Annotated in this window: 17 protein-coding genes; 15 read left to right on the top strand and 2 right to left on the bottom strand. The window is 47.5% G+C overall.

The genetic code is table 11. The features are described from left to right. Nucleotides 1–19: 19 nt before the first annotated feature. On the bottom strand, nucleotides 20–787 hold the full coding sequence (locus NSQ20_RS16170; protein ID WP_047842955.1) for a helix-turn-helix domain-containing protein: 768 nt from the start codon (nucleotides 785–787) through the stop codon (nucleotides 20–22). A gap of 274 nt (nucleotides 788–1,061) precedes the next feature. Between NSQ20_RS16170 and NSQ20_RS16175 the strand changes: the two genes are divergently transcribed. From NSQ20_RS16175 to NSQ20_RS16245, 15 genes are all read left to right on the top strand, one after another. Beyond that, the gene (locus NSQ20_RS16175; protein WP_340032962.1) at nucleotides 1,062–2,417 is read left to right on the top strand and encodes an extracellular solute-binding protein; all 1,356 of its coding nucleotides are present in this window, start codon (nucleotides 1,062–1,064) and stop codon (nucleotides 2,415–2,417) included. Nucleotides 2,418–2,522: 105 nt separating this feature from the next. Further along, complete coding sequence (locus NSQ20_RS16180) at nucleotides 2,523–5,420, top strand: extracellular solute-binding protein (RefSeq protein WP_340032963.1); 2,898 nt, start codon at nucleotides 2,523–2,525, stop codon at nucleotides 5,418–5,420. Nucleotides 5,421–5,439: 19 nt separating this feature from the next. Beyond that, nucleotides 5,440–6,396, top strand: coding sequence for a sugar ABC transporter permease (locus NSQ20_RS16185; protein ID WP_036615906.1), 957 nt, complete (start codon nucleotides 5,440–5,442; stop codon nucleotides 6,394–6,396). Between the two features lie 2 nt (nucleotides 6,397–6,398). Continuing rightward, nucleotides 6,399–7,274: a carbohydrate ABC transporter permease gene (locus tag NSQ20_RS16190; protein ID WP_026081082.1), complete on the top strand. Its 876-nt coding sequence runs from the start codon at nucleotides 6,399–6,401 to the stop codon at nucleotides 7,272–7,274. Nucleotides 7,275–7,289: 15 nt separating this feature from the next. Further along, on the top strand, nucleotides 7,290–8,753 hold the full coding sequence (locus NSQ20_RS16195; protein WP_340032964.1) for a hypothetical protein: 1,464 nt from the start codon (nucleotides 7,290–7,292) through the stop codon (nucleotides 8,751–8,753). Then, nucleotides 8,737–9,372, top strand: coding sequence for a YIP1 family protein (locus NSQ20_RS16200; protein ID WP_036615901.1), 636 nt, complete (start codon nucleotides 8,737–8,739; stop codon nucleotides 9,370–9,372). Before NSQ20_RS16195 ends, NSQ20_RS16200 begins: the two co-directional genes overlap by 17 nt. A 17-nt stretch (nucleotides 9,373–9,389) precedes the next feature. After that, nucleotides 9,390–11,966 carry a DUF5696 domain-containing protein gene (locus NSQ20_RS16205; RefSeq protein ID WP_340032965.1) on the top strand — a complete coding sequence of 859 codons (2,577 nt, stop codon included), beginning with the start codon at nucleotides 9,390–9,392 and terminating at the stop codon, nucleotides 11,964–11,966. 53 nt (nucleotides 11,967–12,019) lie between these two features. After that, nucleotides 12,020–12,865 (top strand): sugar ABC transporter permease, encoded by an 846-nt coding sequence (locus tag NSQ20_RS16210; RefSeq protein WP_082219083.1) that lies wholly within the window; start codon nucleotides 12,020–12,022, stop codon nucleotides 12,863–12,865. Between the two features lie 17 nt (nucleotides 12,866–12,882). Continuing rightward, complete coding sequence (locus NSQ20_RS16215) at nucleotides 12,883–13,830, top strand: carbohydrate ABC transporter permease (protein ID WP_340032966.1); 948 nt, start codon at nucleotides 12,883–12,885, stop codon at nucleotides 13,828–13,830. A 58-nt stretch (nucleotides 13,831–13,888) separates the two neighbouring features. Further along, nucleotides 13,889–14,110, top strand: coding sequence for a hypothetical protein (locus tag NSQ20_RS16220; protein WP_339199706.1), 222 nt, complete (start codon nucleotides 13,889–13,891; stop codon nucleotides 14,108–14,110). Further along, the gene (locus NSQ20_RS16225) at nucleotides 14,107–15,813 is read left to right on the top strand and encodes an RICIN domain-containing protein (protein WP_340032967.1); all 1,707 of its coding nucleotides are present in this window, start codon (nucleotides 14,107–14,109) and stop codon (nucleotides 15,811–15,813) included. Before NSQ20_RS16220 ends, NSQ20_RS16225 begins: the two co-directional genes overlap by 4 nt. Nucleotides 15,814–16,107: 294 nt before the next feature. Then, nucleotides 16,108–18,459 (top strand): helix-turn-helix domain-containing protein, encoded by a 2,352-nt coding sequence (locus NSQ20_RS16230; protein ID WP_340032968.1) that lies wholly within the window; start codon nucleotides 16,108–16,110, stop codon nucleotides 18,457–18,459. Nucleotides 18,460–18,735: 276 nt separating this feature from the next. Continuing rightward, entirely contained in the window at nucleotides 18,736–19,590 is an 855-nt protein-coding gene (locus NSQ20_RS16235) for an ABC transporter permease subunit (RefSeq protein ID WP_036671100.1), read from the top strand. Between the two features lie 27 nt (nucleotides 19,591–19,617). Continuing rightward, complete coding sequence (locus tag NSQ20_RS16240; protein WP_036615892.1) at nucleotides 19,618–20,547, top strand: carbohydrate ABC transporter permease; 930 nt, start codon at nucleotides 19,618–19,620, stop codon at nucleotides 20,545–20,547. A 38-nt stretch (nucleotides 20,548–20,585) separates the two neighbouring features. Then, entirely contained in the window at nucleotides 20,586–22,226 is a 1,641-nt protein-coding gene (locus NSQ20_RS16245) for an ABC transporter substrate-binding protein (protein WP_036615889.1), read from the top strand. A 224-nt stretch (nucleotides 22,227–22,450) separates the two neighbouring features. Here the strand turns inward: NSQ20_RS16245 and NSQ20_RS16250 are convergent, their stop codons facing one another. Continuing rightward, nucleotides 22,451–23,593 carry a glycosyl hydrolase family 8 gene (locus NSQ20_RS16250; protein WP_340029477.1) on the bottom strand — a complete coding sequence of 381 codons (1,143 nt, stop codon included), beginning with the start codon at nucleotides 23,591–23,593 and terminating at the stop codon, nucleotides 22,451–22,453. Between the last annotated feature and the right edge of the window lie 271 nt (nucleotides 23,594–23,864).

Here is a 23,864-nt window from a genome sequence, read left to right on the forward strand (position 1 = left end):
CCGATTCGGCGACCCACCTTTAGGCCGTGTGGATTTTTTGTCTTCTATAAGCATTGGGACTCGATCCGGCATACGCTTTGAACTTTTTATAGAACCAATCAATATCCTTATAACCTACCTCAATAGCAATCTCATATATTCGCAGATTCGTGGAAGACAACAACTGCTGTGCCTTTTCCATACGTTGCTGGAGCATATAATCATTGAAAGACATCTTCTCTTCCAGCTTGAACTTCTGTCCAAGGTACGCACAGTTAAAATGAAGCATGTCAGAGATCTTCTTCAGCGTGATTTCATCACTCAGATGATCCCGTACATAGGCCTTAACGATACGAATAACATGACTGGAGTGCATGGGTTTACCGTTCATTTGAACGGGTGTTTTGAAGAACGACGACGTTTTGTGTGCCGGGTCGGTTTCAAGGTGGGATCTAAGTCCATGCAGACTGTTAAGTAAAGAAGAAGGACTAACAGGATACGGGAGATAATCATTTACCTGATACGTCAGGGCTTTGCGTACAAACCTGAAGTGATCTCTTCCACCCATCAGGAGGATAGGTATCTGACTTTTTTTTCGAATGTCATTGCATAACCAGAGCCCCGCGGTATCAAACCTCTCTGTATGTACCATAACAAGGGAAAAGTCTCGTTCTGACAATGCGGTCAAAGCCTCGGCCGATGAGAACACACAATTTGCGATAGTATATTGAGCTTTGCTCCGTAGCAACATCTGTTGCAACTCTCCGCACAAACGACGGCTGAAATCCACAAGTAAAATATCATACATGAAGCAATACCTCACCTTCTGCTGAATTGTAATGCGCTAGATTAACTGAAATTTGACTTAATTTCATTATGGTAATAAAAGAAAGCGCATACAATGTGCATATTTTTGTAGACAGTGCATTTCTTTACCAATTAAAACCTATAATGCACTTTGCTCGTGCAAAATTACGCAAATCTATATTCAGCCCGGGTAAACATCTGTATTTCGGCAGGTTGTTTGCGCTTTCATTTGAACGATACACTGTGATAGCAAACGACAATCAGGGGGGAAGACGATGAGAAAAAACAAGTTCATGCTACTGAGCCTGGTATTTGCGGTCTTGTTGGTAATTGCTGCATGCAGTTCTGCACCTACCGCTCAACCCGAGCCGGAAAAGACAACACCACAGGAGGAACAAAAACCCGCGGAAACCGAGTCAAAGAATGAAAACTCCACGCCAGAAATGGACTTTGACATGGGGGGCAGAACGATCAAGGTTGTTGCTTGGTGGGACATGGAAATACAGGGGAACAACCCGGACAACATTCAACGCCTTGAGAATCTCGAAGCGCTGAAGAAAAAACACAACTTTAATATTGAATATGTTTCCATCGATTTTGGTGAATATCAGGAAAAAGTAGTTGCTTCCCTGATGGCCGGTGAACCGCTTGGCGATCTGGTGAGACTGGGCAAAAACTATGCCATTCCGGCATTGACCAAACAGGATCTGTTATGGCCGGTGGATGATTATATTAAAAACGACAAGGTATTTAATCAGAAAACAACCAAAGAATACATGCAGTATGAAGGCAAAGGTTACGGCTTTACCGAGGACCAGTCCTCGTTTATCAACGGAATTTTCTATAATCGCACACTCATGCAAGAGCTCGGCTTGAAGCCACTTCAGGAGTATGTGGATGCCGATGAATGGAACTGGGATACGTTTATCAGCGTTGCCAAGCAAGCGAACAAAGATCGAAACAATGATGGCAAGCTAGACACTTGGGGACTCGCTCAAACGGGCTTGCTGGAACCGATTCTGTATTCCAACGAGGCTTCTCTGACCAAAGAGGATAAGCAGAACCTGGAAGATCCAAAAACAAAAGAAGCGTTGAACTTCCTGTCCAAACTGGCTACCGAGAAGGTCGGCAGAGCTTCTGAGGGCGGCGATTGGACAGAGCCATCCACGTTCTTCCGTCAAGGCAACACCTTGATGTATTCAGGTGCCATGTACGAAGTCGAAGGTATTATGACGGATATGCAGGACTACGATATTGGTTTTGTACCGTTTCCAAAAGGTCCAAGTGCAACAGCGTATCACTCCGGTGAGTCACGTTACCAAGCTATAACGATTCCAAAAGCGGTAGAGAATCCAGAACAACTGATGTACATCTGGGAGAAAATTAATGAGATCGAATCGATCTATGAGTATCCGGGACAATCCACACTGGAGACACATCTGACCGATGAAGCAGATATCAACAACGCCAGAGAGGTTGCGGAAGGTATGTTGGTTCTCGACCATAACACATTCCCGTCCTTGCCGTTCTGGGATTTTGATGGGGAACTCAAAGAAGGGGTATCCGTATCTACGCTGATCGAGAAATACAAGGCTCCTTTCCAGGCTGCGATTGATGAGGTTTACAAATAAGTATCACGTTACACGGGCAGAACGCACCAATGAAGGTGCGGTCTGTCCGGGTTAGTCAATCGTTCAGTTCTCTCAACGCTTACAGGAAAGGGGATACATTCAAACATGCGGTCACGTAAGAAAAAGGGACTAATCCTGGTGCTTGTCCTGGCCTTGGTGCTCTCCATATGGACACTATATCCATCGCGGGATCGTAATCCGGGAACGGTACATGCGCTTGAGGACTTTGAGGCGGTATCGGGAACCGAGGATTCATTCAGTTATGAGCATTATCTGACTGCTCATGACAATACGGCCAAACCGGATGAAATTGTACGCATCGAAGGCGAATCTTATGTTCAGGCAGAGGATGGAGAATTTGAGGTTGTGCAAGGGTACGCCGGATTAGACGGAAATGCCGTAATTACGCCGGAAACTGGAACCATTCGATGGGATGTTCCCGTTCAAGTGAGCGGTTTGTACAACATTCGCATTCACTATTATCCCGTAGAAGGCAAAAGCTCCGGGATCGAACGCAGGCTTGAGCTTAATGGTAAGGTCCCGTTCAGAGGGGCCGATATTCTTCTGTTTGACAGGGTATGGGGGAATCGCGAGGACAACGTCCGGCAGGACGATCGTGGCAACGAGCTTAGACCAAGACAAGTGGAACAGCCCGAATGGCAGCTGACTTCCTTCAAGGACAGCGCAGGGTACTTTGAGGAACCGTTTCAGTTTTATTTTGAAAAAGGCAGTCAGAAGTTATCGCTTACTTCATTAAGAGAAAGCATGGCGATCGATTATATTGAGCTATATCAAGAAAGCGAAGTTCCTTCCTATGCAGAGCTGGAGCAAACCTATGCCTCACTTGGCTTGAAACAATCGGCTCCTGTCATGCTGAAAGTTCAGGGGGAGGAAGCTGTTAGCAAATCATCTCCTACACTGGCACCAATCTCGGACCGATCAAGTCCTTCACTCGAGCCTTATAATGTATCGAAAATTCGGATGAACGCCATCGGGGGCATTAACTGGAAACTGCCGGGCGAATGGATTGAATGGGAAATTGACGTGCCTGAAGACGGACTGTATCAACTGGCGCTTAAGGTGAAACAGGATCAATTGCGTGGCATATATGCCACCCGCAGTCTGACGATTAACGGCGAAGTTCCGTTTAAGGAATTGAAACGCATTCGATTTAACTACAGCCCGGCTTGGCAAACTCAGGTCTTGGGTTCGGGAGAGGATAAGCCATATCAGTTTCATCTTGAAAAAGGGAAACACCGAATCCGAATGACAGTTACACTTGGCGACATCGCTCCGCTACTTCGGACCGTGGAATCCAGCGTGCTGGAACTGAATGAGATGTATCGCAAAATATTAATGATCACCTCCAACAGTCCGGACCCACTGCGGGATTACCAGCTGGAACGGCGTATTCCAGAGATGACGGAGGTGTTTGAACGACAAGCTGACACCTTGCGTTCCGTTGCAGATTACCTGGAAAAGGCCACGGGTGAGCAAAGTGACAAAGTGGCCGTACTTCACGCCATGGTATTGCAGCTTGAAGATATGGCGGCCAGACCAGAGACGGTTCCCAAACGGCTGGATACGTTCAAAATTAACGTAGGTGGTCTCGGCACATGGATTCTATCGGTACGTGAACAGCCGATTACATTGGATTACCTTGTCGTATCTCCGCCGGGTGAATCGTTGCCAAAAGCGGAAGCGAGCACCGTCCAGCAGGTGAAGCACGAACTGGGTGCATATGTTGCCTCGTATACCGAAGATTACGACAGCATTGGTAACGTGGAACAAAAGAAGGATGCCATCACCGTATGGATCACAACCGGACGAGATCAGGCCCAAGTACTGAAAGGCATGATCGACGATTCGTTTACCCCGGATACGGATGTGTCCGTGCAGTTACGTCTCGTTCCGCCTAATATTTTGCTGCCCGCAACACTCTCGGGGGAAGGACCGGATGTAGCCATGCAGATGGGCGAAGACATTCCGGTGAACTATGCGATGAGGAATGCAACAGCGGATCTGAGCCAGTTCCCCGATTTCGAGGAAATTTCGGGCAGGTTCCGTGAAAGCGGATTGACGCCTTACCGCTACAACGACGGGGTATATGCCCTTCCGGAGCAGCAACATTTTCCAATGCTCTTTTACCGCAAAGATATTCTGAATGAACTGGGCCTCGAGCCGCCAAAAACGTGGCAAGACGTATATAACGCCATCGCCGTGCTGCAGAAGCATAACATGGAGTTTTATCTGCCTATAGAGGATACGCTGAACAATGCCAACCTGGTTCCGAATTCAACCTTTGCGATGTTGTTATATCAGAATGACGGAACGTTCTACACCGAAGACCAGAAGAAAAGTGCACTGGATTCGGAGATTTCAATGGACGCGTTCAAACGTTGGACGCAATTTTATACCAATTACAAGTTTCCGCTCAAAGCCGATTTTCCGAACCGGTTCCGTACAGGGGAAATGCCGATCGGGATTGCTGATTACACCACGTATAACATGCTGACGGTTATGGCTCCGGAAATCCGCAATCTCTGGGACTTTACGATTGTTCCGGGTACACAGCTTCCGGATGGGTCCATACGGCATGAAGTGGCCAGCGCTACGAGCGCGGTGATGATGCTCGAAAATGCTGACAACAAGGAAGCGGCGTGGAAGTTCATGAAGTGGTGGACTGCTGAGCAGACCCAGATTGAATATGGGAGAGAAATGGAAGGTCTTATGGGAGCGGCTGCCCGTTACCCGACGGCCAATATCGAAGCCTTGAAGCAATTGCCTTGGCCTGTGAAGGATTATCAAAATCTCGAGAAACAATGGGAATGGGTACAGGGAATCCCACAGCTTCCTGGAGGTTATTTCACGGGACGACATCTGGACAACGCCTTCCGCAAAGTGGTCAATGCTAATGAAAATCCGCGTGAAGCCTTATCGGATTATGTCTTGTACATTGATGATGAAATAGAGTTGAAACGCAAGGAATTTAATCTGAAATAGAGGAAAGGGAGGGTAACGGTTGCAAGCTAAAACTACCAAGACAGCCGCCGCTCCTGCCGTCCATACCCGCCAGGTCGGCTGGTGGTCCCTATTGAAGCGGGATCTGTATCTCAGCAGGCATTATTACGTATTGATGGCACCGTTTATGCTGATTTTTTTCATGTTTACTGTCATTCCGGTCGGCATTTCACTCGGGCTCAGCTTTTTTCACTTCAATATGCTGGAGCTGCCGCGATTTGTCGGCTGGCAGAACTATTCCCGGCTTTTCCTGAACGATGACGTATTTCTGATCGCGCTCAAAAACACGCTGCTTTTTGCCGTAATTACAGGCCCTCTCAGTTATATAGCCTGCTTTTTGTTTGCGTGGATCATCAATGAGCTGTCTCCTAAAATTCGGGCGGTCATGACGCTGGTTTTCTATGCCCCATCCATATCGGGCAACGTCTTTTTCATCTGGCTGATCATCTTCTCGGGTGACAGCTACGGGTATATGAACGGATTCCTGATGCGCCTTGGCGTCGTACTGGAACCGATCCAATGGCTCGCAGACGAGAAGTATGTACTGGCAATCGTCATTATTGTACAGCTGTGGCTGAGCCTGGGAACCAGCTTCCTGGCCTTTATTGCAGGACTGCAAACCATTGATCGTTCTTTGGTTGAAGCAGGAACCGTAGACGGGATCAAAAACCGCTGGCAGGAGCTCTGGTACATCACCTTGCCTTCGATGAGACCGCAGCTGATGTTTGGTGCGGTAATGCAGATTACCGCTTCCTTCGCCGTAGCTGAGATCTCCATCGCACTGGCAGGTTTCCCGAGCGTAAACTATGCGGCACACACAGTTGTCACACATCTGATGGACTTCGGAACCATTCGTTTCGAGATGGGCTATGCCTCGGCCATCGCAACGGTTCTGTTTGCCCTGATGCTGGGTACAAACGTTTTCACGCAAAAAATGCTTAGAAAGATAGGTGAATGACGATGACCAGCAAAGTACGTGCCGTGTTTGGCATGCCAAAAAGGCTTAATCGGTCATTTACCGTCAGCCTGATGTTATTTGCATTGCTGGGCGTGTTCGGCTCCTTTATGGTGCTTCCGCTCATCTATGCTGTCAACAATGCATTCAAGCCGCTGGATGAGCTGTTTATTTTCCCGCCGCGCTTCTGGGTGAACAATCCGACAACGGAGAATTTTGCCGATCTGATCAATCTCATGGGCAATTCGTGGGTGCCGTTATCCCGCTATATTGCCAACACTTTGCTCATTACGATACTTGGCACAGCGGGGCATATCCTGCTTGCATCTGCAGCAGCTTATCCGCTGGCGAAATATCGTTTTCCGGGTTCCAAAGTGTTGTTCACCATTGTCATTCTGTCCCTGATGTTCTCGCCGCATGTTACGGCGATTCCGAACTACATGGTCATGTCCTGGCTTGGCTGGATTAACACTCATGCGTCCATTATTGTGCCATCACTTGCGTTCTCACTGGGACTTTTCCTGATGAAACAGTTCATGGAGCAGATTCCCGATGCTTTGCTGGAGGCAGCCAAAATCGACGGAGCCAATGAATACCGGATATTCTGGAGCATCGTGATGCCCAATGTGAAGCCGGCATGGCTCACGCTCATGATCCTGCAGTTTCCAGCGTTATGGGGAACGGATGGCGGGAGTTTCATTTACAGTGAAAATCTCAAAACGCTGCATTATGCGCTCAGTCAGATTGTGCAGGGAGGGATTGCAAGAGCTGGTGTAGGTGCGGCTGTTGCTTTGCTGCTGATGATTGTACCGATCACTCTGTTTATCATCTCTCAGAGCAGTGTTATGCAGACGATGGCCACTTCGGGCATGAAAGAGTAGAAAGGAGGCAGCGAGGTGCGGAGAAGCACATGGAAAAAACGTAAATCGATCATCATGGGCATGATCTGCCTCCTGTTGTTCGTTCAAGAGGCGCCCTACGTGAATGCAGACGGTAAAACGGATGCGTATCATTATTCCTTCTGGGGTGACGCAGTTCCTTCACCGGCGGCATATGAGGCAACAACCATTATCACCGGCAAGAAGCTGAACACAACTCCTATGAAAGAGCCAAGTGACATGCATGTTACCGCCAATCAGCACGTCTTTGTGCTCGATTCGGGCAATGGCCGCATCATTGAGATGGATCGCAACTTCAAGCTGGTACGGACGATTGATTCATTTGAGCAGGAAGGCAAGGAAGATCATTTTAAAAATCCACAGGGATTGTACGTCACGGAAAAAGGCCATCTGCTGGTCGCTGATTCGGATAATTACCGGGTGGTGCATCTGGATGAACAGGGGAAGCTGGTCAAGATCGTGTCTGAACCAAAATCGGATCTGTTAAAAGCAGACTTCCAGTTTAAACCGATGCGGATTGTTATGGACAAAGGGGAGCGTATCTACGTCATGGCCGAAGGCGTATTTGATGGATTCATGGAGTTCAGCGCCGATGGTACGTTCTCTTCCTTCATTGGAGCGAACAGAGTTCAGGTGGACCCGGTGGAGTATCTGTGGAAACGGTTTGCAACACGGGAGCAGCGGAGCCAGATGGTGATGTTCACTCCAACGGAATTTACCAATCTGGATATGGATGAAGAGGGCTTCATCTACGCCACTAGCGGGGATCGCGGCAAAGATCCGGTCAAGAAGCTGAATGCCCAGGGTACAGACATTTTGCGCAGAGAAGGCTATCAGACTCCGCAGGGTGATTTGCTGTATACCCAGGAAGCAGGGCCATCCCGCCTGATTGATGTGGATGTGGGTGACAGTGACATGTATTCCGTACTGGATTCCAGCAAGGGCCGAATCTTCACCTACAATGGAGACGGATATCTGCTCCATATTTATGGGGGCATCGGGAACCGGCTGGGCCAGTTTAATACACCTGTTGCCCTGGAACGTGCGGGAGACCGGATGTTAGTTCTGGATAAAGCGCTGGGTGAAATCACCGTCTTTCAAACAACTGAATACGGACGTACACTCCACGAAGCGGTGCGCAGCTACTATAACGGTGATGAAGATCAATCTTCGGTGCTGTTTGCCCAAGCTGCCGAGATGAACGCTAACTTGGAATATGCGTATGCGGGAATTGGCAAAGCATTGCTTCGTCAGAAGGAATACGCCGAGTCTGCGAAATATTTCAAGCGCAGCATGGAGCCCAAAGGGTATTCCAAAGCTTTTCTTTTGTACCGCAAAGAGCTGATGCGTGAGCATTTTTCATGGATGATGTCCGGTATATTCCTGGCTGTCGCTGCGATTGTCACCGTCATCATCGTTCGCAGGCAGAAAAGGAGGACTACGAATGCAGGCATCAAGTAAGCAACTATACCAGTACCCGCTGCATCTGATTTTTCATCCGTTTGACGGATACTGGGAATTGAAGTATGAACGGAACCAGAGAAACTCACTGCTGATTGCTTTCATGATCCTGGTGCTTCTGGTCATCACCAAAATTTTGCATGCCCAGTACAGCGGTTTTCTCATTAATCTCAGTAATCCAAAGTACCTGAACAGTCTGCTCGAAATGTTATATGTCATTATACCGGTACTGTTTTGGTGTGTGGCTAACTGGTCGTTAACCACATTGATGGACGGGGAAGGCAAGTTCTCCGAGATTTTCATGTCAACGTGCTTTGCACTGGTACCGTTGTTACTCATTCATTTTCCATGGATCTGGCTGAGTCTTGTGATCTCTGCGCAGGAAACTGCCTTTTATTATTTCTCCAATGCACTTGCCATTGCGTGGACGGTATATCTGTTATTTGTAGGGAATATGACGGTTCATCAGTACACACCAGCCAAAACGGTGCTCACGATGCTGCTGACACTTGTGGCGATGGCGTTTATGGCATTTCTGTGCCTGTTATTCTTCAGTCTTGTACAGCAGATTGTATCGTTTGTTGTAACCATCTATCAGGAATTAGTGCTTCGGGGCTAAGGGAGGAGGAATTTGTTATGAATTATACCGTAGCCAAAAAAATAACAGGAATGCTGCTCGCGGGCAGCCTGCTTCTGGGCGGTTGTCAATTCTCGCCAACACCGCTCGCTCACGAGACAGTGACTGCCGCTGATCAGACGGACTTTCCCTCCCTGCCTCCCGGAGAGAAACTGAAATCATCGTTCAGCGATGTCCGCCTTCCCGGCATGGTAGGCATTGCGCAGAATGCTGCGCTGCAATTGTTCATTAACGAAGAGACTGCCGAGATTGCAGTGATTCACACGCAGAGCGGCCAGATCTGGCGCAGCAATCCTGCAGATCGTGAGCAGGATGGGGTTGCAGCCGGGATAAACAAAGACCTATTGTCATCACAAACGAAGCTCAGCTTCTTCAACAGCCTCGGACAGAGCAGCACCGTGAATTCCTTCACGGATAGTGTTGCACACAAGCAGATAAGCTACGAGGTGCTGCCAAGCGGCGTGCGGGTCCACTACCAGTTTGGAAGCACTGAGCGATCCATAGAAGACTTGCCGATGAAGATCAGCAAGGAGCGATTTGAACAAAGGCTGCTTGCACAGCTAGACAAGGCCGGGCAACGGGCCTTGAAGGTCGGCTATGCGGAAGACAAGGATGAAGGCGCTTACGTCCGGATTGATAAGGCGATGCAAGGATTGCAATTGTCCCGGGCCTTGAAGGCTTTTGACACAGCCGGTTACACATCGGAGGATCTGGCTCAGGATCATGCCGAGTTTGGCATTGAAGAGGAACGAAGTGGACCACGGCTGTTTATGCTTACGATGGAATATGAGCTGGATGAAGAGGATCTGCTTGTACGTGTTCCGTCCTCAGGCATTCATTTTCCGGAGGAATATCCGATCAACAGCATATCTGTAATGGATTACTTCGGGGCTGGGGGTTCAGAAGAAGAGGGCTCCATACTGGTTCCGGACGGTTCGGGAGCGCTGATCCATTTTAACAATGGCAAGCTGCAGTATCCTGCCTATCAACAAGATATATATGGACCGGATATGACCATGAAACTACGGGAAGCAAGTTCGAATGAAGCCAGAGCCAGGTTGCCGGTATTTGGACTGATTCGGAAAGAGGGAGCTTTTCTGGGCATTATTGAAGAAGGGGATGCCGTTGCAGTTGTGAATGCCGATATCAGCGGCAAGCTGAACAGCTACAACAACGTATATCCCAGCTTCTATGTGGTGAACAAGAGCGATGTGACCCTTCAGGCAAGTGATATGGTTCGTACACTTCCGAAATTCCAGAAGAAACCGACCGCGTCTGATTTCGTCGTTCGATATGCTTTTGTCGGGGCGGATAAGGCCTCGTACTCGGGGCTTGCATCACTCTATCGGGATTATCTGGTGCAAAACGGCGGACTTCCCGAGTTAAACGCCAGCAAAGAGCAGAGTAACGTTCCCTTTTATCTGCAACTGTTCGGCGGCATGACAACAAGGCAGCATATGCTGGGCATACCGTATGATTCAACGGAGGCTTTGACCACGTTTGATGAAGCCAAAAACATTCTCTCCGCCTTGACGGAGAAGAAGGTATCCAATATTCAGGTGCGCTATGCGGGATGGCTTAACGGCGGACTTCATCATCGACTGCCGGATTCCATCCAAGTAGATGGCGCGGTAGGCGGGAAAAAGGGATTGCGGGATTTCAGCGCATACACACAAGAAGCGGGCATCGGCTTCTATCCCGATATCGCTCTGCTGAATGTGCAATCCAAAAAAGGGTTTAAACCGTCCAAGGAAGCTTCACGCACATTAACTCAGGAACCGGCGGTCTTGTATCCGATGAACCAGGCCATCCAGCGGCGGGACCGGGATCGTTCACCATCCTATGTGCTTTCGCCCAACATGCTGGAGGACGTGACGGCAGACATGTTAGATGAGCTGAGGTCCCTTCAAAAGGATGGACTCTCACTAAGCCTGAATGATCTGGCAGCTCAGTTAAACAGCGATATGAATCCGAAAAAGCTGGTGGACCGAACACAAGCGCTTGGCTCCGTAAAGAAGGCACTTGAACAAATCGGGCAGCAGTCTGGCTCGCTTGTTGCTGAAGGCGGGAACGCTTATGCCCTGCCGTATGTAACTGGTCTGACAGATGCGCCAATGACCAGCAGTCGTTTCAAGCTGGAGGATGAAGAGATTCCATTCTATCAGCTCGTTGTACACGGCAGCATCGGTTATACGGGGACGCCATACAATCTCTCCACATATACCAATGCAAGGCAATATGTGTTGAAGCTGATTGAATATGGAGCCAGTCCTTACTTTGCATGGTTCAATGCGCCAAACCATGTTGTGAAAGAAACGGATTATGATGATCTCTACGCGGCGAATTATGAACAATGGATCGATCTGGCTGCCGAGATTTACAACGAGGTGAACCAGGTGAACCAGCCGTTTGCCGGACGTTCCATGATGTCCCATGAATCCCTGGAGGAGGGCGTCTTCCGGACAACATATGAAGGTGGCGGGTTCGTAATCGTCAATTATAACGACTTCCCTGTAGAAGTTGACAACGATACAGTGGAAGCCCAAAGCTATGTGACTGGTGGTGAGCAGCTCTGAAGACGCTCCTGAAATGGAAATGGGGAAGTCGTACGTATGCTCAGCAGAAAGCCATGTGGGGCGTAATCTACGTGCTTCCCTGGCTCATTGGTTTTGTGTTGTTTTTCTTCATTCCGCTGTTAGCCTCTCTGCGATACAGCATGAGTACAATTCAGGCTAACGCGGAAGGCATAGCAATTCAGTTCAACGGTGTTGCCAATTATATTCAGGCGCTGACCGTCAATACAAGCTTTAACCGTGCGTTAATTGAGGCGATCACAGACGTGCTCATCAACGTACCGCTTATCGTTATATTCAGTCTGTTCCTTGCCGTCATCCTGAATCAGAAGTTCAGGGGCCGGGCTGTAGCGCGGTCGATCTTTTTCCTGCCCGTTATTCTGGCATCGGGAGTGATTATGACACTGGAGAGCACCAGCCTGATTGAAGCGGTTAATCAGAGCAGCACAGGTGGAAGCTCACTCGGGACATTTGAACTCGAAAATCTGATGGTTAACGCCGGAGTGAGCGATTGGATCGTTACGTATCTGAGCAGCGCCGTAGATCGGATCTATCAGATCGTCAGTCAATCCGGTGTACAGATTTTGATCTTTTTGGCAGGGATCCAGACGATTTCCCCTCAACTGTATGAGGCTTCGAAGATGGAAGGGGCAACGGGTTATGAAGCCTTTTGGAAAATTACGTTCCCAATGGTCAGCCCGCTTATTTTTGTCAATGCGATCTATACAATCATTGATTCGTTTGCCAATAACGCCATGACGGAACTGATCCGGGATACCGGCTTCGTCAAATTTGACTTTGGATTAAGTTCTGCCATGGCATGGGTTTACTTTCTGGCCATTGCCATCATTCTGGTTATCGTAAACATCATTTTCTCGAAGCGAGTCTTCTATCAAGATTAGAAAGGAGGGTGTCCCACGTGACAACATCACGATTATTATCGCTGGAGCATTGGAAAGGCTGGCTGTGGGCCATGATCCGATTCGTTCTGATTACCGGGCTTTCCTTCGTTATCCTGTTTCCCATATTTCAGAAGGTTTCCACATCCATCAAAGCTAAAGGTGATCTGTATTCGGCAGTGGTGGTGTGGATTCCACAGAACTTCTCCATCGACAATTTCAAAGAGGCGATACGCGTAATGGATTACTGGACAACGCTGTTTAATACGTTTGCGCTGTCTGCAACGACTACACTGCTGACTACAGCATCCTGTGCACTTGCAGGATACGGATTCGCCAGACTGAAATTCAGGGGAAGCAACTGGCTGTTTGCTGGTGTAATTCTGACGATTCTTGTACCGCCAACGACCATTCTCATCCCGGTATACCTGAATCTGAAAAGCTTTGACCTGATGGGGCTTATGACGCTTATAGCCGGCAAACCTGTTAATTTGCTTAACACCTATTGGCCGTTTATTCTGACGGCGATTACGGCCAATTCACTTAAGGCCGGCTTGTACATCTTTATCTTCCGGCAATTCTTCAGAGGTATTCCGAAGGAAGTGGAGGAGGCGGCCTATGTGGACGGCGCGGGCATCGGACGAACATTTTCAAGAATCATGCTGCCCAATGCCATTCCGTCCATGGTAACAGTCATGCTGTTTTCCTTCGTATGGCAGTGGAACGACAGCTTTTATACGACGACTTATCTGACTTCAAGTAAAGTCATGTCGACTCAGTTATCGTCCCTTCCGTATAATCTGGCCCAGCAGGTTACTGACGGTGCAGCTTCCCAAGCCGATCCGTTCTATCTGAGTATGATCCAGGATACAGGAATTCTTCTTGCCATTCTGCCTTTGATCATCATCTATTTGTTTGTGCAACGATATTTCGTAGAGAGTGTAGAGCGTACGGGAATCGTCGGTTAAGTTAAGTTCTTCTGTACGTTTGGAGTGGGATCAGACTGGAAGAGGGAGGAGGAACTTCATGCAACATTCCATCTGTGAAAAGGGGGCATGTAACGATCTCATGAACGTCTGCTCACAGCAGAACCGCGATCCTTCCCTGCGCAGGATCCCCCTGCTGGTGTGGAACGGGCTGCGGGAGCGGGCGCCGACCCTGAGCGATCTGTTTGATCAGAGATACTCTGACGGAGCTTACCTCGCATTATTGCAAGGCAATATATCAGATCAGGAGGAATTAAAGTGAAGAAGTTCATGACATCTTGTAAACTTGTACTCATTCTGGCTTTATTGATCACAATTGCTCCATGGGGAGGCAGCCGTGCCGAAGCATGGGTGGGCATGCCGATGGGCAAGCTGCACGTAAACGGCAAAAACCTGGTGAACAGCAACAACCAGCCTGTGCTACTGAACGGTTGGCATCAACCCTCAGGTGCCTACTGGACATATCAGGACAGCAATTATTATCTCAATCTGCACGGCAATAACCGTCATGCAGCTACACTGGCTTATCTGAAAGACATTACCGATACTTTTGCTGACACCAGCGCGAAGTACGGAAGCAATCATGGCTGGAATATGAATCAGGTGCGTCTGTTCATCGATCGTCAGGACATGGGAGATGTGGCTGCTGGTACATATAACTTTGCCGGTGTGCAGACCGTTACGCAAAATGTAATTATTCCGTACATTCAATATGCCAAAACAAAAGGTGTCTATGTTGTCCTGGGACTGGACTTCACACTGAAGGATGATCAGGCAACAACAACTGCCAACCTGCAAAAATTCAACGAAATCTGGGGTTATCTCGCTTCACGCCCGGAGATCAAAAGTGCAGACAACGTTCACTTCGAACTGATCAACGAACCGGTGAAATCCTATGCCAATGGACATTGGGGTGGATACAACGGGGAAAATGACTTTGTGGATCACTGGAATGACTTGCGTAATTTCCAAAATTCCATGATTTCAACAATTCGTAGCAAAGGTGCGGACAACGTCATCTGGGCGGCAGGTCTGGGATACAACCAATTTTACAGCTTGACGGCAAGCCATCCATTGACTGATCCGCTCAATAACTATGGATATGCGGTTCACTGGTACCCTGGTTATGGCGCATATGACAACTTCTCTATCCTGCAAGACCAGTGGAATACCAACGTGAAGGCAGCTGCTGACAAATATCCGATTAATATTACCGAGGTAACCTGGTTCAAAAACAAACCTGGCGATTCGGCCTATTGGAACTTGTTTAATGGTAGCAATGAAGGTTTTGGCACCAATACCAAAACGATTTTCAACGCATCAGGTAATGTCAGCATTGCAGCTCATATGAACGGATTCATTCTAAGTGAAGGACCACGAAGCTCCTTTGCCGACCCAACGGCTGGACTGAAATGGGATGGAGATGCTTCACGGAGTGCCATGGGACGATTCCTGTTCAACTGGTACCATGAACGTGCTCAGACTTACCCGGGCAGTGGACAAGGCGGCGGACCGACAACGGGTCTTGTATCCGGTGCAACTTATAAAATCGTAGCCCGGCATTCCAACAAAGTTGTTGATGTTCCTGGTGGTCAAAATGAAAATAATCTTCAGCTCCAGCAGTGGAGTGATCTGGGCGGTAACCCTCAGAAGTGGGTTCTGACCTCGATCGGCAGCGGCAACTATACACTGACAAGTGTGAACTCACCGGACAAAGTCATCGATATTCGCAACGGTACCCTCACCAATGGGGAAGCGGTTCAACTCATGAGCAATCTGAACACAACCGCTCAGCATTTTAAGGTCAACGATCTTGGTAACGGGTACTGGAGTATCATCAACGTGAACAGCAATAAAGCGATTGAAGTGGCAAACGCTTCCACTTCGGATGGAGCCTTGCTGCAGCAGAACACCTACACAGGTGCTACAAACCAACAATGGAAATTTGTTGCCGTTAGCAATTAATAAGCACAACATTAAACAAAAACCTCCCCAAGTCATTCCATGTCTTGGGGAGGTTTTTTGCGTTTATTTTTGATACTTTGTGATGGATGTCATGCGAAGGTAAAATACAACTATATTTGTGCGCTAACCCGCAGACCAACAATTATTTTCATGCAAGCATTGTACGCTACAGTATGTAAATGTACCATAAGGAAGAAGTTGTACCTTCACCAGGAAGAAATGCCCGGTGTATCATTGAACAGCTACCTTAACACAGAGAAATGTAAGCGCTCGATAAAAAAAGGGAGGGTACATATGCAGCTCCTATGGTCCAAATTTTCACCCGTGTTCCGCCGATTCCTCATTTCGTATCTTGTCATTCTGATGATTCCTCAAATTGCGGGATATGCCTCTTACCGAGCTTCTATTGAAGCGGCCCGTTCCAGTTCCATTGAAAACAGCTTGAAGTCGCTGAGTCTCGGGAAAGAGATCATTGAGCGTAACCTTCTTCAAGTTGAAGCCTTTACCAGGCAGCTTGCCGTCAATCCCGATTTGCAAAATTTAATTGCTGGCCCAAAGCCGCATGATCTCTACAATGTCTACGGTATGAACCGTATGCAGCGGAGCCTCTCCATGTACAGCAGTACCAATGATTACTTGTCCCATTTCTTCATTCACATACCAAACTACAATGCCATCATCACACCAAGAACTGTGTATTATCGTCCAGAGCATTATTATGCTGCCAATCAGCTGGACGGTATGTCGTTTGAACAATGGCATGACCAAATTCTCAAACAACCACACTTTAATGAAATCATACCGCTTCGAAACTATAAACGTGAAATACTCGGCACTGTGCTTGCAGACGTTCCCGCCATTACGTTTCTGCAATCTCTGCCTTTGAACAGCTTCAACAAACCGCAAGCGACGATTGGTGTCATGATTGATCAGGATCAGATGGCCAGCCTTACTCAAAATATTGTGGATCAATATGGCGGCTGGACTCTCGTCACTGATGCGGAAGGGCAGATCATTTTCTCCCATGGCATTGAACAAGCCGAAGCCGAGCAAATGGCACAGAGTCGCCAGAGAGAAGATAACGCTGCGGAAACGGAGCTGAACGTGCAGAATGTACAGCCTGGAAGTGATGGTCGGCTGCTGATATCGATGCAGTCCAGTCAAAATGGATGGAATTACATGGCAGGGATTCCGGAGAAAGCACTCATGACAAAAGCGGACCAAATCAAACAAGTCACGCTGGTCTTTACTTTGGCAACCATTGCCTTGGGACTGTTATTCGGGCTGGTTCTGGCCTATCGGAATAGTGCACCCGTTTACAGATTGTTGGCCTCTTTTAGGGAACAAATCACCGATTCCCCAGGCAGACGGGGCAATGAATATGATTTTTTGGCAAGCCATATTAACAATCTCATTGCTAATAACGACTCACTTAAAAACGCCATGAATGAGCAGATTCCGTTATTGAGAGACGGTTTTATCAAACGTTTGTTAACGGGAGAAGTCTATACCTCACTTGAGTTGGAGGTTATCTCATCCCAGGCGCACATTTCTCTTCATAGCAGCAAGGGCTTGGCAGGCTTAGTGAAGGTAAACGGATATGCCAATCCGGAGAGTGAAGAAACGATCCATGAACTGGGTGTCGCAAGGCTGCTCATCAAACAGGTACTTACAGAGTGGAATGCGCAGCTGCTGATCACGGATTGGGGAACAGACCAGATCGCTTTTGCCTGTCCATTGGATGAGAACCAACTGAATGAAACTATAGGGAGATGTGAAAAAGAGCTGAACACCTTGATGGAAGTGATCTACCGGGAGCATCGGATATCCACAACAATTGGCACAGGTGCAGCTTACGAGGTCTGGAATGATGCAGGGCGTTCCTTTGACGAAGCCAAACAAGCTCTGGATTATGCCATTCATATGGGAACAGATCATCTGGTGAGATTTGAAGATACGATGAAGGAAAATGAAATGTTCTATTATCCGATTGAGTCTGAACAGCGCCTGCTGAACACAATCAAAGTCGGTGAGCCTGAAGAGGCGATACGCATTCTGGAGCAATTGTTTCTTCGTAATTTAGAGGAGCGGGAACTGTCCTACGAGATGACACAGCAGTTCATCATGGAGCTGAAGGGGACTTTTCTGAAGCTGGACGAACCAAAATTCAAGTTGGATGCCTCCCTGCTGGAGGAATATAAAACCCGGGTGACATCCATTCAGATGACAGAAACGATTACTTCGCTGCGGGCAAAATTCAAACGGTTAACGGAAGACATCTGCGGTGATTTCCAGAGAAGAAGAGCAGGAGCACATGCGGATACTGTAAGCGAAATGATTTGTTTTATCCAACAACATTATGGGGATGCAAACTTGACGATCTATCGGATTGCCGAGCACATGAGCAAGTCCGAGAAGTTTATATCCCAACTGTTCAAAGAACATACGGGAGAGAATCTTTCCGATTATGTAGAACGGGTACGCATTGATGCTGCCTCGAACTTGTTGCACTCCACTGGTCAGACCATTGACGAGATAGCGGAGGCCACCGGGTATAACAGTGCACATTCATTCCGCCGAGCTTTCAAGCGGGTACGCGGCATTTCTCCGAGTGTATTTCGGAAAATGGACGTTCATAGCGGTTAATGTAGGCTGTTTCTCGGGAACTATATTCGCTTTTTGTACTTTCTCAGCGTAACTGTACCTTTACGCATCCCCAGCGCAATCTTATGATTACTCAAAAAAGTAAGCGCTACCAAGTTGAGCTGAAGTTCAGCACGATTTGGAGCCAAGAATGGGGGGATGATTCTGAGAACCACAATGACCAGTGAATCAAAGTCCGTGAAGAAACCAAGTAAAGCGTTTGCCTTGAAGCAAGCATTATCCAGAAGCTGGAGGCGACATTGGCAGCTATATCTGCTGATCCTGCCACCGATTGCTTACTTTATTATTTTCAAGTATGTACCCATGGTGAATGCGGTCCTGGCATTTAAAGATTACAACGTCATCAAGGGGATCTGGGGCAGTCCGTGGGCCGGAACCAAGTATTTCGAATTACTTTTTAAAAATCCGGCGTTTGTCATGCTGATCAAGAACACGCTCTACATTTCGTTTTACAGCCTGATCGTTGGTTTCCCGATTCCTATATTACTGGCGCTCGCGCTGAACGAAATCAAAAACATACGATTCAAAAAAACAGTACAAATGGTGACGTATGCTCCATATTTCATCTCTACCGTTGTTATGGTCTCCATCATTATGCTCTTTCTGTCTCCTAGGCTGGGTATTGTCAACACGATTGCAGGTGCCCTTGGTTTCGAAGCGGTGAATTTTCTCGGTGAGCCTGGACTGTTTCGATCCATCTACGTATTCTCCGATGTGTGGCAGGGAATGGGGTACTCCGCTGTGATATATCTGGCTGCTCTGGCAGGTGTTGATCCATCCCTGTATGAAGCCGCCAAAGTGGACGGAGCCAACCGAATACAGAAAATCATCAATGTTGATCTGCCTGGACTACTTCCGGCAGCCGTCATCATTCTGATCCTGAGTGTAGGGAATATCATGGCTGTTGGGTTCGAAAAAATATATTTGCTGCAAAATCCGCTCAACCTGTCTGCTTCGGAGATCATCTCCACGTATGTCTATAAAATAGGATTGCTGAATGCCAATTACAGCTTCGCTACTGCGGTTGGCCTGTTCAACTCGGTGATTAACCTGATTCTGCTATTAATTGTAAACGCGGTTGCCAAGCGACTGTCCAATACAAGCTTATGGTAACGGGAGCGAAAGGAGGAGAATCAACCCATGCCTAACACACAGACAAATGCAGGTCGTTCGCGGATCAAGAGCAGCAGTACGATTCGTGAATCCTGGGGAGACCGCGTATTTATAACGGTTGTTTACTTCATGTTGACAGTGGTGCTGATTGCCGTGCTGTATCCCTTGATATATATTGTGAGTTCTTCGCTCAGCAGCCCTGCTGCCGTCTCCTCGGGAAAAGTCTGGTTGTGGCCCATTGACCTGACGTTTGACGGTTACAAGTCTGTATTGCGGAATGATCAAGTCCTTACCGGGTATGCCAATTCCCTTTTTTATACAGCCTGCGGCACCTTCATCAGCGTGGCACTGACCATTATGATTGCTTATCCATTATCCAAAAAAACGTTTGTTGGTCGCAGCTCGTTAATGATGTTTATTACCTTCACCATGTTGTTCTCAGGCGGTTTGATCCCTACCTATCTGGTGGTCAAAACCATGGGACTGATTGATACCCGCTGGGCGTTGCTGATTCCCAATGCCGTCTGGGTATGGCAAGTCATCATTGCCCGCACCTTTTTTCAGAATTCGATACCGGAAGAATTGTCCGAAGCAGCAGACATCGATGGCTGCAGTGACATCCGGTTTATCTTCAGTATTATCCTGCCACTCGCCAAACCGATTATCGCCGTGTTGTCACTTATGTACGCTGTCGGTCAGTGGAATGCATACTTTGACGCCCTCATCTATCTGAAATCACAGTCGCTCTATCCGCTACAGCTGATATTACGCAGCATTCTTATTCTGAACAGCAGTACGGGGAGCATGGATGCATCGGAAATGATCAAACAGCAGCAGATGGCTGAACTCATGAAGTACTCGTTAATTGTGATGGCCAGCTTGCCGGTGCTAATCATCTATCCTTTTGTTCAACGGTATTTCGTGCAAGGTATGCTGATTGGCTCAGTTAAAGGATAAGTTCATTTTTTCTATTATTCATGAAGGAGAGGATTATATTGAAAAAAGCGGGATTCATCATTCTTGCCTGTATGCTGTTTACCTCGTTGGTACTTGCCGGATGTTCAAGCTCTGATAAGGGGAACGGGGAAGGCAGCGATCCGTCAGGCAAGACGGCCATTAATGTGTTTGCTCACCAGGGTTCGGATACCAACCTGTCCACTAACAAATTCACGAAGAAAATGGAAGAGAAGTTTGATATTCAGTTCAACTGGACTACGGTTCCATTCGACGGTGCAGCGGAGAAAAGACAGATTTCACTGGCTTCCGGTGATTATCCGGACTTGTATCTGCTCATCCCTTGGGTAGATCGTTTCTCCCAGACAGACTTGTTGAAGTTTGGTCAGCAGGGGGTTATTTTGCCGCTGAATGATCTGATTGAGGAGCATGCTCCCAATATTAAAAAAGTACTTGAGAGCAATGACTATTATCGGGCCATGAACACTGCTCCTGACGGAAATATCTATGGTCTGACGGGTCTGAATGAATGTTTTCACTGTTCATACCCAAACAAGATGTGGGTCAACACCAAATGGATGGAACAACTGGGCCTGACCGAACCCACGACGACAGAAGAATTTAAGGAAATGCTTCGGGCATTTAAAACGAAAGACCCGAACGGGAACGGCAAAGCCGACGAAGTACCGCTAAGCGGTTCGACTGAAAATTTCGGTGTGCACATTATTCCGTACTTGATGAACGGTTTTATCTATGACGACGATCGGAATTATCTCATTGTCAATCAGGGGAAAGTGGAGACCGTAGTGAACAAACCGGAGTGGAAAGAAGGGCTTGCCTATATTAAATCCCTGTACGATGAAGGGTTGATTGATCCAGGGGCATTTACCCAAAACGTCGGGGCCTTCAAAAAAATTGGAGATAACGCTGATGCACAGCTTCTCGGTGCGGGAGCAGCGATGCATCCATCATTATTCGTAACCACTGCCGAAGGTTCTCCTTACGGGAATGATTATAATCCCATCCCTCCATTGAAGGGACCCCATGCTGCTTATGCTACGTACAACTATCCGATTGATCCCGGAGCGTCTTTTGTACTGACAAACAAAGCCAGTGAGGAAACACAGATCGCGGCCATAAAGCTGCTGGATTATCTCTATACCCAGGAAGGAACCATGGCATCATATCTGGGAGAAGAGGGCGTAAGCTGGCGCAAACCACAAGAAGGAGAAGTGGCGCTCAATGATCAGATTGAGCCGTTATATAAAGCCATTCCGCTTCCTTCTGGAGAAGAACCTCGTAATGACAGTTGGGCTGCATTAAGTCAGTACAATCATTATCAGGCATATCGGGACTCCGAAGTACAGGGGACAGACATCTATGCCAATGATGGTGGTGAGCGACGTCTCTATGAGGCGACATTGTTAATGGAGGGCAAGGAACCAAAAGAGATTTTCCCTCATTGGGCATTGTGGGTAGATCCGTCCCAAGCTGATGAAGCCAGCATGATGCAGACCAATCTCAAGGATTACATCGATCAGAACGCCCTGCAATTTATTACTGGCGCCAAAAGTCTGGATAAGGATTGGGATGAATATGTGAAAGGCCTGGAGGGATTGAACATTAATCGATATCTGGAGATTATGCAGTCTTCCTATGATACTTCTTCTGTCTCCAAATAATTAAAGTATCTGGATCATACAGAGCGGGAAAAGTTACTGCCTGTATTTGCACAACCAAACGCGTTCCCGGTTCGCAGTCAACATATGCGAGCCGGGAACGTTTTTTATTGATATAGATTAAATCGTAATATCGTTGCATTTTTCTTAAAATTCAGTGATTGAACCTGTCCTGCAAGCCAAATGTTCACAGGACAGGTTCAACGGCTCATGCACATTTCCTTAGTTTAGTACATGCGATATCTTCCGCTTAGAGCGAGCATGCTGAAAAAATACAGGCAATTGTCGTAATAACGTCGCTCTCCTTGACGCAGAGGTGTGTTCCAGAACTTGCGAACGAATGTGTCAGCATGTGGACCGTCCGCAGCCAGTGAAGCCATGGCATTGGTAGCCAGCAAACCTACAGGATGCAGTGAAGGTTCGTCGAAAGGTTCACCTTCTATTGTATAACGACGATAATCGGACATTTCAATATCACTGAAGAAGGATTGAATCCGATTGGATTGTTCGATCTGCCAGTGATCCTTGCGGAACCATTCCCAGTCCAGCGCTATATTTGCAGCAACACGGTAGGCATCACTGTAAAAATGTCTGAAATCACCATGCGGCTGTATTGGAGCCGGAGAGCCGTCATAGTTCGCATATTCAGGTGATAGTCCCGTTACGGGATGGCAGGCTGTATGAAGGTAAGCGCGACTAGCGGCCGCCGCTTCTTTCCAGAAGCGCTGATCTTCTTCATCCGCATATTTCGCGAATAGTTCATAAAAATGAGGCAGATGGTAAGATGGGTCGCTAAACGGTGTTTCTGGTATGAATTTGATCAGTTTTGTTTCCGGGTCCCACATGGGATCGCCTTCGCCGTCTTCGCCTTGATGTATACATGCACGAAGAATCTTGCGGGCTTGTGCCTTGTAATCATAAGGTTCAGCGCCATCGCCCCAGCGGTTGGAGGCAAAAAAAAGCGCCATGGCAAAAAACTCCTCACCATCAGGAGCAGGACCTTGCGAGAGTTGGGTTCCGTCAGGCTTGCAATGCCAGGCAAAATAATCTTTATAACGACCCGCTTTATGTTGCATAAACGAGTGTGAGAAATTCCAGAGTCGATCAAATTCTTCCTTTTTGTCCATCTGAACAGCCATCATCATGCCATAGGACATGCCCTCGGAGCGAACATCGAGATTACCAGTGTCCAGCAAATAACCCTTATCCTCACCCATGGGGTAATATATTCGAGTATTATCATCGCCGTAAAACAGCTCGTTCCATGTTTCTTCCAATCTATTCGTGATCTCATTCTCATCGTAGCCTAGCTTCAAGAACAGATTTGTATATGTACCCGTATCCCACGCGCCTTGACCCGTGATATTCATGAGTATCCTCCTTCATCAATGCGGTTTTTCAAAATTATAACATGGAAATAGTATACAAATTAAAGCGTTTACATGAAAAATTATAGGTGTTCATATCTGCATGTCATTGTACTCAAATTAAAATGATATATTGGTTAAAATCCTATACTTTGTCAGGTTGTTGTAAAATTATGTAAGGGATACACTTTGGGAGAAGGATCACATCTGATCTAATAATACAAGCTGTGATTCTTTAAAAGTTGTTTGAGGATGGTCAGAATCTAAACCGGAA

The sequence above is a fragment of the Paenibacillus sp. FSL K6-1122 genome (assembly GCF_037977015.1).
Lineage (GTDB): Bacteria > Bacillota > Bacilli > Paenibacillales > Paenibacillaceae > Paenibacillus > Paenibacillus amylolyticus.